At 72.3% G+C, this 17068-nt stretch carries 11 protein-coding genes and 1 tRNA gene; 5 read left to right on the top strand and 7 right to left on the bottom strand.

The annotated features are described in order from the left end of the window. Positions 1–4: 4 nt before the first annotated feature. Positions 5–1993: an FAD/NAD(P)-binding protein gene (locus RE421_RS05960; protein ID WP_309815859.1), complete on the bottom strand. Its 1989-nt coding sequence runs from the start codon at positions 1991–1993 to the stop codon at positions 5–7. Positions 1994–2093: 100 nt separating this feature from the next. On the opposite strand from RE421_RS05960, the gene RE421_RS05955 reads away from it, so the two are divergent. The 3 genes from RE421_RS05955 to RE421_RS05945 all read left to right on the top strand — a co-directional run bounded on the left by RE421_RS05955 (position 2094) and on the right by RE421_RS05945 (position 5680). Continuing rightward, on the top strand, positions 2094–4376 hold the full coding sequence (locus RE421_RS05955; protein ID WP_309815857.1) for a prolyl oligopeptidase family serine peptidase: 2283 nt from the start codon (positions 2094–2096) through the stop codon (positions 4374–4376). Positions 4377–4457: 81 nt separating this feature from the next. Next, positions 4458–4546, top strand: a tRNA-Ser gene (locus tag RE421_RS05950). Between the two features lie 246 nt (positions 4547–4792). Further along, the gene (locus tag RE421_RS05945) at positions 4793–5680 is read left to right on the top strand and encodes a PRC and DUF2382 domain-containing protein (RefSeq protein WP_309815854.1); all 888 of its coding nucleotides are present in this window, start codon (positions 4793–4795) and stop codon (positions 5678–5680) included. A gap of 84 nt (positions 5681–5764) precedes the next feature. On the opposite strand, the gene RE421_RS05940 is transcribed toward RE421_RS05945, so the two are convergent. From RE421_RS05940 to RE421_RS05925, 4 genes are all read right to left on the bottom strand, one after another. Continuing rightward, positions 5765–6601: a hypothetical protein gene (locus RE421_RS05940; protein ID WP_309815851.1), complete on the bottom strand. Its 837-nt coding sequence runs from the start codon at positions 6599–6601 to the stop codon at positions 5765–5767. Between the two features lie 23 nt (positions 6602–6624). Next, positions 6625–8544: an ABC transporter ATP-binding protein gene (locus tag RE421_RS05935; protein ID WP_309815849.1), complete on the bottom strand. Its 1920-nt coding sequence runs from the start codon at positions 8542–8544 to the stop codon at positions 6625–6627. Between the two features lie 23 nt (positions 8545–8567). Next, positions 8568–9722 (bottom strand): DUF1611 domain-containing protein, encoded by a 1155-nt coding sequence (locus tag RE421_RS05930; protein ID WP_309815846.1) that lies wholly within the window; start codon positions 9720–9722, stop codon positions 8568–8570. 214 nt (positions 9723–9936) lie between these two features. Further along, positions 9937–11145, bottom strand: coding sequence for an MFS transporter (locus RE421_RS05925; protein WP_309815843.1), 1209 nt, complete (start codon positions 11143–11145; stop codon positions 9937–9939). Positions 11146–11246: 101 nt separating this feature from the next. On the opposite strand from RE421_RS05925, the gene manB reads away from it, so the two are divergent. Continuing rightward, positions 11247–12767, top strand: a complete 1521-nt coding sequence (gene manB, locus RE421_RS05920) for a phosphomannomutase/phosphoglucomutase (protein ID WP_309815841.1) — start codon at positions 11247–11249, stop codon at positions 12765–12767. Positions 12768–12824: 57 nt separating this feature from the next. On the opposite strand, the gene RE421_RS05915 is transcribed toward manB, so the two are convergent. Together RE421_RS05915 and RE421_RS05910 are read right to left on the bottom strand one after the other, a co-directional pair. Next, positions 12825–14129: a hemolysin family protein gene (locus RE421_RS05915; RefSeq protein WP_309815831.1), complete on the bottom strand. Its 1305-nt coding sequence runs from the start codon at positions 14127–14129 to the stop codon at positions 12825–12827. 55 nt (positions 14130–14184) lie between these two features. Further along, complete coding sequence (locus RE421_RS05910) at positions 14185–16371, bottom strand: RecQ family ATP-dependent DNA helicase (protein ID WP_309815828.1); 2187 nt, start codon at positions 16369–16371, stop codon at positions 14185–14187. Between the two features lie 139 nt (positions 16372–16510). Between RE421_RS05910 and RE421_RS05905 the strand changes: the two genes are divergently transcribed. Next, the gene (locus RE421_RS05905) at positions 16511–16975 is read left to right on the top strand and encodes an Rrf2 family transcriptional regulator (RefSeq protein WP_309815824.1); all 465 of its coding nucleotides are present in this window, start codon (positions 16511–16513) and stop codon (positions 16973–16975) included. Positions 16976–17068: the final 93 nt, after the last annotated feature.

The following is a 17068-nucleotide window of genomic DNA, read 5'->3' as shown; positions in this document are numbered from 1 at the left end:
GGGGTCAGGGGCGTGGCGGCGATGAGGACGAGGAGTGGGCCAGGGACCAGACGGCGCGGGCCGCGGCGTCGGCGTCGCCGAGGGTGCGGGCGCGCCCGTGCGGGCTCCGGCCGGCCTCCGCCGCGATGGCCGTGCCCCACTGGACCGAGGCCAGCTGCAGCCCCAGTACGAAGATCCGCTCCTGCACGGTCCCGGCGGCGTCCACCAGCCGGTGGGGCCGCTCCGTCACGTCGAAGCCACGCCCGGGCACGGGCTCACCCTCCTCGTCCTCCACGGTATGCGGCACTGCCACCCCGTCCGCCAGCATCGAGGTCACGAGCGGCGCGGAGGCCTGCAGCACCCGATTCGGCGGCATCATCGCCTCCACCATCCACGTGCCCCGGTGCACGTCCTGGGCCTGAACGGCACCACCCACCTGGGGTGAGGACACCGTGAACCGGGACCGGCCGGCGTCGGGCTCGAACTGCGGGTCCGGCCCCACGAACCGGACCAGGCCCGCCCGGGCCGCGGCCAGCAACTGCTCCACGCGCTCCAGCGGCGGACCGGAGGCGAGGCCCTCCACGAGCGACTCGAACCAGCCGGACACGTCCCGGCGCCGCGAGGCGTCCGTGATCCGGTCCTCCGCCACCAGCCGCTTCACCTGCAGCCGGGCGGCGTGCAGGGTCCCGATCGCCACCATCAGCGGGGAGTCCTCGCCGGCCGCGGCCTCCGCGCAGATCCCCTCGAGGAAACCGGCCACCTCCCGCTGGTAGTCCTCCCCCGTCTCGAAGACCTGCCCCTCGAAGGGCCGGGCCAGGGTCCGGATGTCCAGGAACGGCATGCCGGGCGCATAGCCGTGGAGCAGGGTCTGGGCCTGGTGGCTCGTGACGGGCTCCCCGCGGCCGGCCTGCTCCAGCAGTCCCACCAGTCCGGCCAGGAACTCCGTGGCCGAGCCGGCTCCGCCCAGCACCTCCGGGTGCAGGTGCACCAGCGCGTTGTAGTACGCCCGCACCACATCCCGATGGATCAGCGGCCACAGGTGGACCGCGAAGTCCAGCGGCCCGTGCTCGGCCTGCAGCGCCTCGACGGCCTGGGGCACGAGGTACTTCAGGGACACCGCATGCGGGACGAAAGCGTCCAGCTCCGCCTTGGGCAGGTAGCACACACCCCGGCGCGAGGCCGGGTGGAGCACCGGCTCAGCGCCCGAGGGCTCGTAGACCAGGGCACGCCCGGGACCCGCTCCCGTGGCCGTGTACCTCCCGCCCCGGCCCAGCGTGAGCTGCGCCAGCCCGTCGAAGAAGTTGAGCCCCCAGCCGCGCACCAGCACGTCCTCGCCCGCGGGGATGGCGTCCCAGTCCAGGTCAGAGGGGATGGACGGCCCGCGGTAGTCCAGGCCCAGCTGATCCGCCGCCTCTGCCAGTCGCCGCTGCTCGGACGTCAGCCGGGCCGGCACGTGCCCCAGGCACAGCACCACGGCGTCGGCCTGGACCGTGCCTCCGTCGTCCAGCGTCAGGGTCGCCCTCCCGGTCAGCCCGGGCGCCGGTGCCAGGTGCACCACCTCGGCCTGGCGCCAGGACAGCTGCCCGACGCCGGCCCGCCCCTTCAGCGCGGACGTCACCTCCCGGAACATCTCGGCCAGGTACCGGCCGTACACGGCTCGCGGCGGGTAGTCCGTGCGGTCCAGGACCCGGGCGCGGTCCGGGTGGGCCATGCGCCACTGGTCGAAGGTCATCCCCACCGAGGAGGGGCGCAGGCCGGGAGTGCCCGCCGCCGCGACGGTCGGGAAGAAGGAGGGGGTGTTCATGAGGAACAGCTCGGATTGCCCGGTCCGCCAGACGTGGCCCGGGCCCGGCTCATAGGGGTCGATCACCACGAGGTCCAGTTCGGGGCCCGTGCGGCCCGATTCCCCGCCCTCCTCGAGCACCGCCAGGAGCCGCTCCAGGAAGGAGGTGCCCCGCGGGCCGGCGCCCACCACGGCCACGGTGAACCGCCTTTCGGGCACTGGAGCGGTCATCCGCGGGTCCTCTCGACGGGGCTTGGCTTGGGGCTGGTCTGGTGGGCTGGTCTCGGTCCCAGCCTACGGTCACCGTGACGCCCTGTGGTTGCATAGGAGGATGCAGCCGAGCACCGACCTCCAGCCCACCGACGACCTCCTCTGGCTCGAGGACATCCACGGCCAGGGCCCCCTGGACTGGGTGCGGGAGCAGAACGACCGCACGGAGTCGCTGCTCGGCTCGGACCGGTTCTCAGCGCTGCACCGGGACCTGACCGCCATCCTGGACGCCCCGGACCGCATCCCCCACGTGAGCAAGCGCGGCGAGTGGTACTACAACTTCTGGCGGGACGGCGAGCACCCGCGCGGGCTGTGGCGGCGCACCCGGTGGGAGCCCTACCTGGCCGGGGAGCCGGAGTGGGAGGTCCTGCTGGACGTGGACGCCCTCGCCGCGGCGGAGGGCACGGAGTGGGTGTTCTCCGGCGCACGGCTGCTGCGGCCGGACTGGGACCGCGCCCTGCTGCGCCTCTCCCCCGACGGCGGCGACGCCGTGGCTGTGCGCGAGTTCGACCTGACCACGCGGTCCTTCGTACCCGCCCCCGACGGCTTCGAGCTGCCGGTGGCCAAGACCCAGGTCTCCTGGATCAGCCGCGACCGCCTGCTGGTCGGCACGGTGACAGACCCGGAGCCAGAGACCGGCGACGCCACCCGGTCCTCCTACGCGCGCACGCTGCGGGTGCTGGACCGGGGCGTTTCCCTGGAGGCCGCCGAGACCGTGTTCGCGGTGGACCCGGGGCACGTGGCGGCCTTCGGCGTCCACGACTCCACCCCGGGGTGGGAGCGCACCGTGGCGGTCGACGCGATCGACTTCTTCGACTCCACCACGTGGCTCCGCGACCCCGCCGCAACGAGCGGCTCGGACGCGCCGGGTGAGCGCCCCGGCTGGCGGCAGCTGGAGGTGCCGCTGGACGCCGAGGTGGACGTGCACCGGCAGTGGCTGACCGTCTTCCTGAAGTCCGAGTGGGAGCTGCCGGGAGCGGTGCACCCGGCCGGGTCGCTGCTGGTCTGCACGGTGGACGGCTTCCTGGACGGCTCTGAGGAGCCCCGTCCCGCCTTCCTGCCCACGGCAGCGGCCACCCTGTCTGCGTGGACCTGGACCGCCTCACACCTGGTGCTGACCGTCCTGCAGGACGTGGCCTCGGCCCTCTACGTGCTGCCACAGGCCGCCCTCGCGGCGCCGGAGCCCGGGGCCCCATCCACGCCGGTGAGGCCGCCCGCCCTGGACGCCACCCGGCGCATCCTGCTGCGGAACCCGAACCCCGCCGACCCGTTCCTGACAGTCGGCGTCGGCGCCGTGGATGACGAGGACCCGGACTGCGGCGACGACCTGTGGATCACCGCCACGGGCGCGCTGACCCCGCCCACGCTGTGGCGCGCCACCCTGCCCGCGCACCTCGGTGACGCCGGGACCGGGAGCCGGCCGGCCGGCGTCGAGCCCGGCCTGGTCACCGTGCGGACCGGACCGGAGCGCTTCGACGCCACCGGGCTGGTGGTGCGCCAGCACTTCGCGGTGTCCGACGACGGCACCCGGGTCCCGTACTTCCAGATCGGCCCCGCGGACCTCGAGGCGGACGGCGCGAACCCGGTGCTGATGGACGGCTACGGCGGCTTCCTCGCCTCGAAGCTGCCGGGCTACTCGGGGGTCTACGGGCGCGGCTGGCTGACCCGGCGCAACGCCGCGGGCCGGCAGGGCATCCACGTGATCGCCAACATCCGCGGCGGCGGCGAGTACGGCCCGGACTGGCACCGCGCCGCCCTGAAGCAGAACCGGCACCGCGCCTACGAGGACTTCGCCGCGATCGCCCGGGACCTGATCCGCCGGGGCGTGACCGACCGCGCGCACCTCGCGGCCGCCGGCCGGTCCAACGGCGGGTTGCTGATGGGCGCCATGGCCACCCTGTACCCCGGGCTGTTCGGGGCCCTGAGCTGCGGGGTGCCCCTGCTGGACATGCGCCGGTACACCGTGCTGTCTGCCGGGCACAGCTGGATCGCCGAGTACGGCGACCCGGACGTGCCGGCCGAGTGGGAGTACATCCGCACGTTCTCGCCCTATCACCTGCTGCTGGACCGCCCCGTGGAGGGCGCTGCGGACGGACGCGACGGCGGCGGGCCGGGGACCGGATACCCGGACCTCCTCATGTGGACGGCCACCTCCGATGACCGCGTGGGGCCGGTGCAGGCCCGCAAGATGGCCGCCCGCATGCAGCAGCTGGGCGTGCCGAACGTGTGGTTCCACGAGGATCTCGACGGCGGCCACGCCGGCGCCTCGGACAACCGGCAGGCCGCCGCCATGCACGCCCGCTCGCTGGAGTTCCTGTGGAAGGCCGTGGGAGACGACCGGTAGGTACCACTGAGGCCTCGCTTTGAACTCGAGGGCCTGCGGCGGCTAGCATGTCAGGGTTACCATCTCACCGATGGCGACAGTGGAGACGTGCCAGAGCGGCCGAATGGACTTCACTGCTAATGAAGGGTCCGGTGAAAGCTGGACCGGGGGTTCAAATCCCCCCGTCTCCGCAGTACCCAGAAGACCCCGGACCGGGAACGGTCCGGGGTCTTCTGCCGTGCGGGGCCCGTCAGACAGCCCGTCACCGGATCCGCCGCAGCTTGGCGTCAGCTGTGTGCTCCCTGCCAATGCCCTCAGAGAGCACGGTTACCGCCTGGGCCGGCTGTCTATCGCGGCACAAGATCCCTAGGGTCAGAGAGGTGACATCCGGTTGGACCAACCGTCCGCCGGGCACCAACGATGAAGGAGCGCACAACATGCAGGACTTCAATTCCATCGATCAGCTTCAGAACGCGACCGTCGTCGGCAACGACGGGGACAAGATCGGCACGATCGGCCAGGTCTACCTCGACGATCAGAGCAACCAGCCCACCTTCGTGACGGTGAAGACCGGGCTGTTCGGCATGAAGGAGACGTTCATCCCCGTCTCCGAGGCCACGCGGACGCAGGACGGACTCCAGGTCCCCTTCGACAAGGCCTTCGTCAAGGACGCGCCGAACATCGACGCCGACGGCTCGCTCACCCCCGAGGAGGAGCGGCGCCTCTACGAGTACTACTCCATGGACTACCAGGGCGCCGGCGGCGACCTGACGCGGGATGCGGCACCCGGTGCCGACCGCAACGCCGAGCGCGACGCCGGTCTCGCGGCCGCCAGCGGCACCGCGGCCACCGGAGTGGGAGGCCTCGGCACCCAGCGCGGCGACGCCGGCCGCACGGCCGCCGACCTGGATCGGGACACCAATGCCGGCGGCGTGGCCGGGCATGACCGGGAGACCGTCGTGGCGCGGGACGAGCACCTCAACGTGGGCACCGAGCGCCGCGAAGCGGGCCAGGTCCGGTTGCGCAAGCACACCTACGCGGACACCGAGACCGTCGAGGTGCCGGTGACCCGCGAGGAAGTCGTCGTCGAGCGCGAGAAGATCGACCCGTCCTCACCCGAGGCCCAGCGCGGCGGCGGTGACGAGGACGTGGTGGTGACCACCCACGAGGAGGTCCCCGTGGTGGACAAGACCGCGACCGCGGAGAAGGTGACCGTGGATAAGAACACCGTCCGGGACACCGAGCGGGTCAGCGGGACCGTGCAGCACGAGGACATCGAGGTCGACGGTGGCGACGCCGCCGGCCGGGGCGGCCGACGCGGCTGACCCCGCCTGACACGCCCTGAACGCCAGCGGCGCCCGACCCTCAGGGGTCGGGCGCCGCTGGCGTTCAGGGTGATTAGCCGGACCTCAGTCGTCCTGGCCCTGCTCGCGCTGCAGGATGTGCAGGAACTGCAGGGCCTCCTCGGCGGTGAGCACCGTATGGGCCGAGAGCTCCAGGGCGGCATCCTCCACCCGGCCGTCCCGGACCAGCGCGGTCAGCTGGTCCCGCAGGAACGGCGGCAGGTCGTCCGAGGAGACGCGGACCGTGGTCTCGTCCCGCACCACCTCGAGCTCGAAGGGACGGTCGGCCGGCAGCCGGTCGCCCAGCCAGTCCTCGGGCACCACGAGATCCGTGGCATCGGCGATGTCCGCCGGCGGCACCCGGTCGCCCCGGTCGCCCCGGTCCCCAGGGGAGGCAGGGGGCCTCGCATCCTCGGCGAGAGCCGGATCCCCGGCCCCTGGCGCACCGGAGCCGTTCGCGGCGGGCGAGTCGGCCGGCGTCGTGCCCTGGGAGTCTGCGGGATGGCCGGCGCCGTCCGCCGAGAGCGTCCCGGAGGCGGGCTTGGCCCAGACCTGCGGATAGGTGGCGAGCGCCTGGATGTCCATCATGGCCTCGAAGGTGCCGGCGCCGGTGGAGCGGCGGTAGGCGGTGATCGCCTCGGCGGTGCGACCCGCCGCGATCAGGCGGTAGACCTCGCGGTGGGCCTCCTGGTCCAGCCGCGTCGAGGCGGCCCGGGCGCTGTCCGCGCTGACGCGGTCCGCCAGGGAGCCGCGGCGCGGTCTCCCCGCACGCCCGGAGGCGTCTGCGGCACCGGCGGCACCGTGGCCCCGGCCGGCGGACGATCGGCGCGCGAGCAGCCACGCGACACCACCGACCAGCACGGCCACCAGCACCACCAGCAACAGCGGAATGAGGTATTCCATGATGCCAGTCTAGGGCGAGAACCTCAGGGCGCGTCGACGGTCCAGACCCGGTGACCCGGCGCCACCCGTGACGGGTTCTGGGAGGTGAACAGCACCACGCCCGGGTAGTCCTGCAGCTCGGCCCGCAGCAGGCGGATCCCCTCCTCGTCCAGGTCGGTGTCGATCCCGTCCAGGACCAGCAGCGGCGGGTTCTCCAGCAGGGCACGGCCCAGCTTGAGCCGGGCCACCTGGGACCCGGTCAGCGGCTGGCCACCGTTCTTGATCCGGGTCTGCCCGCCCTTCGGGAGGTCCTGCAACACGCCCTCGAGCCCCACCCGGCCGAAGGCCTCGAGGGTCTGCTCGTCCGTGGCCTTCGGGTTGCGGTACGTGATGGCACGGGCCACGGTGCCCCGTTCCAGCGGCACGCGGACGGAGGCGTGGCCGAGCAGCTTGCGCCGCTGACGGCCCGGGGCGCGGGTGTAGTCGTAGCCGTCCACCACCATGTCCAGCTCGGGCGCCGGGGCCCCGGTCCCGGCGCCGGTGTTCTGCCCGGCCAGCAGGTTCAGCAGGACCGGCTGGATGCGGCCCGGGTCATGGGACTGGAGGTGGATCACGTCCCCCTCGCCGGCCTGGAGCATGGGCACGCGCTGGCCCTGCACCACCATCCGGCGGACCCTCAGGCCGTTGCGGCCGGTGCTGGAGCGGTCCCGCTCCACGTCCTTCCAGTTCGCCTCACGGTCCCTCTCGGCCTGCCGGAGCACCTCGGCCTGGGCCAGCAGGGGCGCCTGGATGCGGCGGGCCGCCTTGTAGTTCTGCCGGTACTCCACCACGCGGCCCAGGTCCCCCAGCGGGGTGGACATGACGCCCACCAGGGTCATGGCCGAGGCCACGCCCGCGGTGTCGATCAGCCCGAGGGTGCCGAGTACCACCACGGCCGCGGTGGCCAGCGAGGCCGCCGTGATGGCGGAGGCGCGGACGAGCCCGGTGATGCGGGCGCGGGACACGGCGGCGCTGACCACCTTCCCCGAGTCCCGGTCCAGGGCGTTGAGCTCACGGTTGATTCCGCCGGCCGCCTGGATGGACTCCCCGGCGCGGACGGTGTCCGCGATGCGGGCGGACATCCGACCACGACGGCGGCGCAGGTACCTCGCGCGCACGAAGGTCGCCTTGGCAAGGGGCGGCACGGCCAGTCCCAGCAGCACGATCGGGATCCCCACCGCGAGGCCCACCTGCCAGTTGGAGATCGCCAGCACCCCGAGCACCACGACGATCAGCGGCAGCGAGGTCATCAGCGGGACGATCCCCTGGGAGACCCAGTTGCGCACGGCCGTCAGGTCATTGGACGCGCGGGTGATGGTCACGCCGAGGGAGGCGTTGCCGGGGCCGGCCAGCGTGGTGCCGATCAGCTTCCGGCGCAACTCGTAGACGTAGTCCTGGCCGAGGTCCTCGCCCACCACACGCTCCCCCCAGCGGGCCCCGAAGATGGAGAACACGGCGAGCGCCAGGATGGACAGCTGCAACCAGGGGATGTAGGTGCCCGCCTCTGCCACGGCCGCCGGGTCCAGGGCGGAGCCGTCCGGGGCGGTCCCGGCGTTCAGCGCCGCGTTGACCTGAGCCGGCATCCCCAGCAGGGAGTCCACCGCGAAGGCCATGACCAGGGCCATGACGGCCTGGAAGATCCCGAGCAAGAACAGGATCACCAGCAGGTAGCGGCGCCGGCCGGCCCAGACGGTCGGCATCCGCTCCCCCGCGCCGGTGGCCTCGGCGGTGCCCTCGTCATCCACGTCCGTGGTGACGCCCAGGGCCTCGGGCTCCATAGCGTCGGGCTCCAGGGCGTCGGCCTGTTCCGAGGCGTCCGCCGACAGCCGGAACCGGTGCTGGGAGCCGGCCCGGCCGTCGTCGTGCCGCTGTGCTGTGGGGCGATCCGGGTTCAGGATGTCCTCCAGGGTGGGATGGATGGCCATGAGGGTGCCTCAGATTCAGTCTTTCAGAGCTCGGGCAGCAGGGCGGTGGAGACGCCGGCGTCCGTCAGCTCGTAGGTGTCGATGACCGGGACCCCGGCGCAGGCCAGGACCTGGTTCGCCTCGGCGGTGGCCAGCGGGGAGGACGTCAGCACGCCGGAGACCGCGGCCACGTCCAGCCCGGCCTCCTGCAGCTCGCGGACCCCGGCCACCGCGCCCAAGGCGTCGCCGGCGGCGAAGACCACGCGGTCCACCACGGACTGGAAGAGCGGATCGCGCAGCAGCCGGGCGGTCTCGCCCTGGTAGACGCCGTCCGCGATCTCCAGGACCACCACGTCCGTGTCCGTGTCCGCCATCGCGTCCACGAGGTTCACGGTCAGGGAGCGGACCTGCTCGAAGTCCAGCCTGAAGGTGGTGGGGTAGCCGAAGTCCGTGAAGTCCAGGACCTTGGCGGCGCCGCCGTCCACGTAGATCATCGGGTCGTTGCCGGCCCCGGTGCCGGTGGACTTGCCGGCGGAGACCGTCAGGCCGGCGTTGGTGAGGCCGTTGACCAGGGTGGCCATGGCGGTGGACTTGCCCGAGTTCATGGACGTGCCCAGCACGGCGATCACGGTCGGCCGTCCCGGCAGGGCGGCGGCCAGCTCCTGCTCGGCGGCGCCGATCGCCGGGACCGGGTTCAGGGAGTAGGGCGCGAAGCGGGAGAGGTTCACGATCCCGGAGGAGTCCGCCAGCAGGCCGAGCGGTTCGATCCGGGTGGGCTCGTCCATGTCGGCGTGCTGCTCGGTGACCATGCCGGCCACACCGCCCGCGGCCACCAGGTGGCAGGGTTCCAGGGAGTCCGGGACGTGGGCCAGGAATTGGTCGGCGGCGTAGCGGTGGCCGTAGGCCAGCATCACCAGGTGGCCCGGGAAGAGGATGGCCTTGCGGGACTCCGGGGTCTCGACGCGCTTGTGGTTGAGGATCTCGGTCACGCGGGCCACCACCACGTCCCCGGCCCGCGGGGTGACGGTGGGGCCGGTGGCCAGGTGGAAGGCGGAGCGGTCGGCCTCCAGGGCCGCGCCCACGAATCGAGTGGTGTAGGCGGCCTGGATGCGGATGGGCAGCTCGGCGCGCTGGTAGGTGGCGTCGGCGGTGTCGATGATCGTCATGGCGCTGGTCCGGTTCGTGATCTCGATGGTCATGGCGGGCCTCTCCCTGTGCTTCGGTGACCGTTCGGGGTGTTCCGCCGGCCTCAGGAACCATGGAACCAATGGCCCATGAGTGGTCCATGAGCCCGGAATGAGAGCGCTCTCATCTGGCCGGTTTTGCCCCTGAAAACAAGCCCTGACTTGGTCGGTTAGGACCTATGAGAGTTCCGTGAGCCTGACTGTGGCGTGCCTCACGATGCGCGCCTCGTCAGGCCTCCTGTGGGCTGCGGATGAGCCAGGCCAGGCCCAGGGCCAGCAGGCACAGGACGGCTGTCATGAGCACGGTCCCCGGCCAGCCGGCCCCGGCCAGGAACACGCCGCCAAGCCAGCCGAACAGGCTGGACCCCGCGTAGTAACCGAAGTTGTAGAGCGAGGCGGACTGGGCGCGGCCGGCCACGGCGGCGGCGCCCGCCCAGCCGGAGGCCACGGCGTGCGCCGCGAAGAAGCCCCCCGTGAAGACGACCACGGCGGGCAGCAGCACCCAGAGGGACGGGACCAGGGTCAGCAGCACCCCCGCGGTCATGGTGGCGGTGGAGGCCAGCAGCACCGGCTTGCGCCCGAAGCGCCCGGCCAGCCGGCCGGCCAGAGGCGAGGTCCAGGTGCCGGCCAGGTAGGCCACGAACACCAGGGACACCACGGAGAGCGGCAGGTGGAAGGGCTCCTCAGACAGATGGAAGCCGAGGAAGTTGTACATCGCCACGAAGCCGCCCATGAGCAGGAACCCCTGGGCGTAGGTGAGCAGCAGCGGCACCGAGCGGAGGTTGCCCGCCAGTGCCCGGACGGCCCCGCGCAGGGTGGTCCGGTGCGGGGTGAACCCGCGGGCCGCCGGGGCCAGCAGCAGGAAGGCCACGGCGCAGGCCGCGGAGACCACGGTGACGGTCAGGATGCCGGCCCGCCAGCCGAGGAACTCCCCCACGGGTGCGGCCAACAGGCGGCCGGTGAGCCCGCCGATCGTGGTGCCGGAGATGTAGGTGCCGGCCGCCAGCGCCGCGGAGACGGCGTTGACCTCCTCGTTGAGGTAGGCGAGCGCGAGGGCCGGCACCCCGCCCAGCGCGAATCCCTCGAGGAGGCGGAAGACCAGCACGGTGCCGAGGCCGGGCACCACCGCCGCCGCCAGGGAGAACAGGCAGGCGGCCAGGATGGCCCATCCCATGGCGCGCTTGCGCCCCAGGCGGTCACCGGCATAGGACCACGGGATCACGCCGAGGGCCAGCCCCAGGGTGGCCAGGGAGATCATCAGCGCGGCGTCCGAGGCGGGGATCCCGAGATCGCCGCTGATCAGCGGGAGCAGTCCCTGGGGTGAGTACAGCTGGGCGAAGGTCGCGACGCCGGCCAGGAACAGTCCCAGCAGCAGGCGGCGGTACCCGGGGGTGCCGGGCACGTGCCCCGCCCATTCCCTTCCGGATCCCGTGCTCACGGCCCAGACTCTATCCGTCTCGCCGTGGCTTCGGTCCCGCGTGTCGGACGGGTGCGGGCCACGCGCCGGGCCGACGGAGGGCTGTCCTAGGATGGTGGACCGTGACCACTCCAGTTGATCTCAGTCAGTCCTTCAAGGCCTATGACGTGCGTGGCATTGTCGGGGAGTCCATCACCGAGGAGTCCGTGCGGGCGGTGGGTGCCGGGTTCGTGGACGTGCTGGGCCTGGCCGGATCCCGGGTGCTGGTGGGCGGGGACATGCGCCCGTCCTCTCCGGCCTTCGCCCGGGCCTTCGCGGAAGGCGCGACCGCCCGGGGGGCGGACGTGGTGATGCTGGGCCTGGTCTCCACGGACCTGCTCTACTACGCCTGCGGGGTGGAACAGGCCGCCGGGGTGGTGTTCACCGCCTCCCACAACCCGGCCGGCTACAACGGCATGAAGATGGCCCAGGCCGGGGCGGTGCCGGTCTCCTCAGACACCGGGCTGTTCCAGATCCGGGACGTGGCCCAGCACTACCTGGACGCCGGGACGGTGCCCTCCGTGGAGGCCGTGGGCTCGGTGACCGAGCTGGACCTGCTGGCCGGCTATGCCGCCTACCTGCGTTCCCTGGTGGACCTGTCCGGGATCCGGCCGCTGAAGGTCGTGGTGGATGCCGGCAACGGGATGGCCGGGATGACCACCCCGGCCGTACTGGGCGACACCGTCCTGGCCGGACTGCCCCTTCACATCGTCCCGCTGTACTTCGAGCTGGACGGCACCTTCCCCAACCACCCGGCCAACCCCCTGGAGCCGGAGAACCTGGCCGACCTGCAGGCCGCCGTGGTGGCCCACGCCGCGGACATCGGGCTGGCCTTCGACGGCGACGCCGACCGCTGCTTCGTGATCGATGAGACCGGCACCCCGGTCTCACCCTCGGCCGTGACCGGGCTGGTGGCCCGCCGCGAGATCGCCCGCGCCCAGGCCGGGGACACCGTCAACGGCGCCGTGCAGGCCCCCGAACCGGAACCGGTCATCATCCACAACCTCATCACCTCCCGGGCCGTGCCGGAGCTGGTGGCCGCGGCCGGGGGCCGGGCCGTGAAGACCCGGGTGGGCCACTCCTTCATCAAGGCCGTGATGGCCTCCGAAGGCGCGGTCTTCGGTGGGGAGCACTCCGCGCACTACTACTTCCGGGACTTCTTCAACGCCGACACCGGCATGCTCGCCGCTATGCACGTGCTGGCCGCCCTGGGCACCCAGGATGGGCCGCTGTCCGAGCTGACCGCCGAGTACGACCCCTACACGGCCTCCGGAGAGATCAACTCCGAGGTGGCGGACAAGGCCGCCGCCGTGGACCGGGTCCTGGAGGTCTTCGCCTCCGGGTGGATCGAGGCCGGCCGCCTCGACGGCGGGACCGCGACGACCTGCGAACCCTGCCTGCACAACGAACAGCTGGCCGGCCTGGAGGTGACCGTGGACACCATGGACGGCACCACCGTGAGCGCCGCCGACGGCACCTGGTGGTTCAACCTGCGCCCCTCCAATACCGAACCCTTCCTCCGCTACAACGGCGAGGCCCACCACCCCGAGACCATGGCCACCATCCGCGACACCGTCCTGGGCCTGGTCCGCCAGACCGCCTGAGCCCGGTCGTTGCACTTTCAGGGCAGAAATCACTGGTGATTTCTGCCCTGAAAGTGATCAGGACGGGTCGGCGGCCGGGTCCGGGGTGCGGGTGACCCGGACCCGGCCCACCCGGTGCCCCTCCATGCCCAGGACCTCCAGGGTGGCCCCCTCGGTGTCGATCCGGTCCCCCGCCGCGGGGACGCGGCCCAAGCGGGCCATGACGAATCCGCCGACGGTCTCGTAGGAGCCGTCGTCCGGGAGCTCGACGCCCGTCTGCTGGACGAGTTCCTGCAGGATCAGCCCGCCGTCCACCTCCGCGTCCTGTCCCTGCCGCAAGGCCGAGTCCTCCGGTGCGAGGCCGTCGTCGAACTCGTCGTAGATGTCCCCGACGAGTTCCTCCAGCAGGTCCTCGAGGGTCACGATGCCGTCGGTCCCGCCGTACTCGTCGATCACCAGGGCGATCTGGTTGCCGCTGGACCGCATGCGGCCCAAGGCCTGCAGCACGTCCACCGTTCCGGGCAGCACGGTGATCTCCCGCGCGATGCCGGCCAGGGTGACGGAGTGGTCCGGGATGCGCAGCAGGTCGCGGATGTGGATGAAGCCCAGGACGTCATCCGTGTCCTCCCCCGTCACGGGATAGCGGGAGTTCGGCAGGGACGCCAGCTCGTGCAGGGCCTCGGCCACGGTGGTCTCACCGTCGAGGAAGTTCACCTCCGGGCGGGGACGCATGACCTCCACCACGGTGCGGTCGGCGGCATCGAACACGGACTGCAGCACGTGCCGGTCCGTGTCCTCCAGGGCCTCCGAGGTGGTGACCATGGAGCGGATCTCCTCGGCCGAGACCGCCTCCTGGTGGGCCTTCGGATCCCCTCCGAGGAGGCGGACCACCCCGTTCGTGGAGGCCGAGAGCAACCAGATGGCCGGTCTCATCAGGACGGCGAAGGCCCCCAGCGGCGGGGCGAGGACCTTGGTGAATCCCACGGCGTTCTGCATGGCGAGCCGCTTGGGCACCAGCTCGCCGAAGACCAGGGAGAGATAGGCGATCACCAGGGTCATGCCTACCAGCGCCAGGGTTCCGGCCGCCTGCTCGCCGATCCCCCACCCCACCAGGACGGGGGTGAGGTCCGGGGCGATGGTGGAGGCGCCGTAGGCCGAGGAGAAGAAGCCGGCCACGGTGACGCCGATCTGCACGGCGGAGAGGAAGAGGTTCGGGTTCCGGACCAGCGCCGCGGTCTTGGCGCCGCGCGGACCGCCGTCCGCGATCGCCTGGACCTGCGACTGCCGCAGGTTGACGATCGCCATCTCCGTGCCCGCGAAGACGCCTCCGATGAGCACGAAGACCAGCACCAGCGCGACGTTCAGCAGGGTATCGAGATCCATGGCTCCACGCTACCGGGCTGGACGCCGCGAGCCGTGACCGTCCACCGTCAGCCGTTCAGCCGTTCAGGGCCAGCACGAAGGGCAGCACGCCGCTGGCCCCCGCCTCCCGCAGCACCCGGCCAGCCTCCGTCAGGGTCCACCGGCTCTCCGCCCGGTCATCCAGCAGCAGCACCGGCCCGCGCCGGCCGGCCTCCCGTGCGGCGACCAGCTGGGCGGTCAGCTCCTCCGGGACGGCGAACCGCTGCCAGACCGCGCCCAGCCGGAATGCGCTGTTGCCGCCGGAGTCCCCGCGCGGACCGCCGTCCACGAGGTCCAGTGCCCCCAGGTACGGCAACTGCCCGATCCGGGCGATGCCCTCGGCGAAGGAGCCCACCAGTTGCGGCCGGGTCCGCGACGGCACGGACACCACGGCGATGGGCCGCTCCGCCCATTCCCAGGAGGCCAGGACCTGGACGGCCCCCTGCAGCAGGTCCTGGTCGATGGGGGCATCCTGCGGCCCGGACTCGGTGGCGGCGAAGAGGGTCCGCAGCCGACCGCCCCACCCGAGGTCGGTCAGCCGCGCCACGGCACGGCCCTCCAGCACCTGGGACTCCTCCGGGATCCGCCCCTTGAGCGGGACCCCCAGCCGGTCCATGCCGCTGGGCCAACTGCGCCGCGGTTCGATCTCCACGCCCACCCGGCCCAGGGCCTTCGAGGCATTGCCCTTGGCCGACTCGTCGATCGAGGTGGGGAACCACGGCCCGGCGCAGTGGTCACACCGTCCGCAGGGAGCGGCCTCGGGGTCGTCGAGCACCCGGGACAGGAACTCCATCCGGCAGCCGGACGTGTTCTCGTAGTCCAGCATCAGCTTCTCCTCGTCCACGCGGGCCTGTGCCACGCGCCCGTAGCGCTCCCCGTCATAGGTCCAGGGCTCGCCGGTGCGCTGCCATCCGCCCTGGGTGCGCTCCACGGCGCCGTCCACGGCCAGGACCTTGAGGAGCAGCTCCAGCGGCGTCCGCTTCAGGTCCACCCGGGTCTCGAGGGCGGGGACGGACAGCGGCTTGCCCGCTGCCTCCAGCTCGCCCAGCACGGCGCGGGCCCGGTGCTCGTCCGGCATGGAGGTGGTGGCGAAGTACCGCCAGATGTCCCGATCCTCGGGACCGGGCAGCAGGAGGACATCCGCATGGTCCGTGGCACGCCCCGCGCGGCCGACCTGCTGGTAGTAGGCCACCGGGGAGCTGGGGGCGCCGAAGTGGACCACGAAGCCCAGGTCCGGCTTGTCGAAGCCCATGCCGAGCGCGGAGGTGGCGATCAGGGCCTTCACCCGGTTCTCCTTCAACGCCTGCTCCAGTTCCGCCCGCTGCTCCGGGTCCGTGCGCCCGGTGTAGGACGCCACCTGGTGGCCGGCGTCCCGTAGCGCCCGCGCCGTGTCCTCGGCCGCCGAGACCGTCAGGGTGTAGACGATCCCGGATCCCGGCAGGTCCCCCAGGTGGGTCAGCAGCCACGCGAGCCGGCTGGCCGGGCTCGGCATGCGTAGCACGCCGAGCCGCAGGGAGGACCGGGCCAGTGGTCCCCGCAGGACGAAGACGTCCCCGCCGCCGTCCACCCCGAGCTGTTCGGCCACGTCCTGGACCACGCGCTCGTTGGCCGTGGCGGTGGTGGCCAGCACCGGGACGGAGTTGTTCCCGGTCGCAGGCAATTGGGCGATCAGGTCCCGGATACGCCGGTAGTCAGGGCGGAAGTCATGGCCCCAGTCCGAGATGCAGTGCGCCTCGTCCACCACCAGCAGGCCCGTCCGGCGGATCAGGTCTGGCAGCTGCACGTCCCGGAACTGCGGATTGTTCAGCCGCTCCGGGGAGACCAGCAGGACGTCCACGGAGTCCTCCGCCAGCCGCTCCCGGATCCGGTCCCAGTCGGTGGGGTTGGCGGAGTTGATGGCTTCGGCGCGCACCCCGGCCCGGGCCGCGGCGGCCACCTGGTCCCGCATCAGGGCCAGCAGCGGGGAGACGATGAGCGTGGGCCCCGCCCCCCGGGCCCGGAGCAGCAGGGACGCCACGAAGTACACGGCGGACTTGCCCCAGCCGGTGCGCTGGACCACCAGCGCGCGGCGACGATCAGCCACCAGGGCCTCGATCGCCTCGAACTGGCCGGGGTGGAAGTCCGCGTCCTCCTGGCCCACCAGCCGGCTCAGGATCTCCCGGGCCTCCGCCCGCAACCCGGCCCGGCCGGTCTCGGGGTCCGCCTGCGTCTCGTTGTGCATCATGGCGCCAGTATTCCAGCCGGCACGGACACCCCACGCGCCCGGTGGGCCGAATGGTGGAGGAGGCGGCCGTCGTCGGGCCCTGTGCAGGACCGGGCCGGCGGCCCGCCGCGCCGGACCGGGGGTCTGGGAGAATGGCGGGGTGAAGCTCAACGCGTTCGGCGATGTCTGCCTGCGCACCCTCATGCTCCTGGGTGCCCGCCCCGACCGTCAGATGACGGGCCGGGACATCGCGGACGCCGTCGGCACCCCCTACAACCACGTGAGCAAGGCCATCCTCGAGCTGAAGCGGCGCGGGGCCCTGGACGTGACCCGGGGACGCAACGGCGGCGCACGGATCACGGAGGCCGGGCTGGCCCTGTCCATCGGGCAGCTGCTGCGCGATCTCGACCCGCAGGCCGACATCGTGGACTGCACGGGGCAGGACTCCCCGACCGGGCGCGCCTGCCCACTGCTGGAGGGCTGCCGGCTGCGCCGCTCCCTGGCCCGGGCCCGCGAGGCCTTCTACGCCGAGCTGGACGGCACCACCGTGGCCGATCTCACCGGCCCAGGCCCCGGCCCGGTCCCCATGACCATGCTGCCGATGCCGCCGCTCCCCGCCCCCTGACGGGCCGATTTGCCGCCGACTTCTACACCGTGTAGAACTGAGATCATTAATCTTGCATACATGATGCAAGTATCGCCGTCGAAGGAGACGACC

Source organism: Citricoccus sp. I39-566, assembly GCF_031432995.1.
Taxonomy (GTDB): Bacteria; Actinomycetota; Actinomycetes; order Actinomycetales; family Micrococcaceae; genus Citricoccus; species Citricoccus nitrophenolicus_A.
The sequence above is the reverse complement of the archived record's forward strand: the minus strand, read 5'-3'. Positions and strand labels throughout refer to the sequence as shown.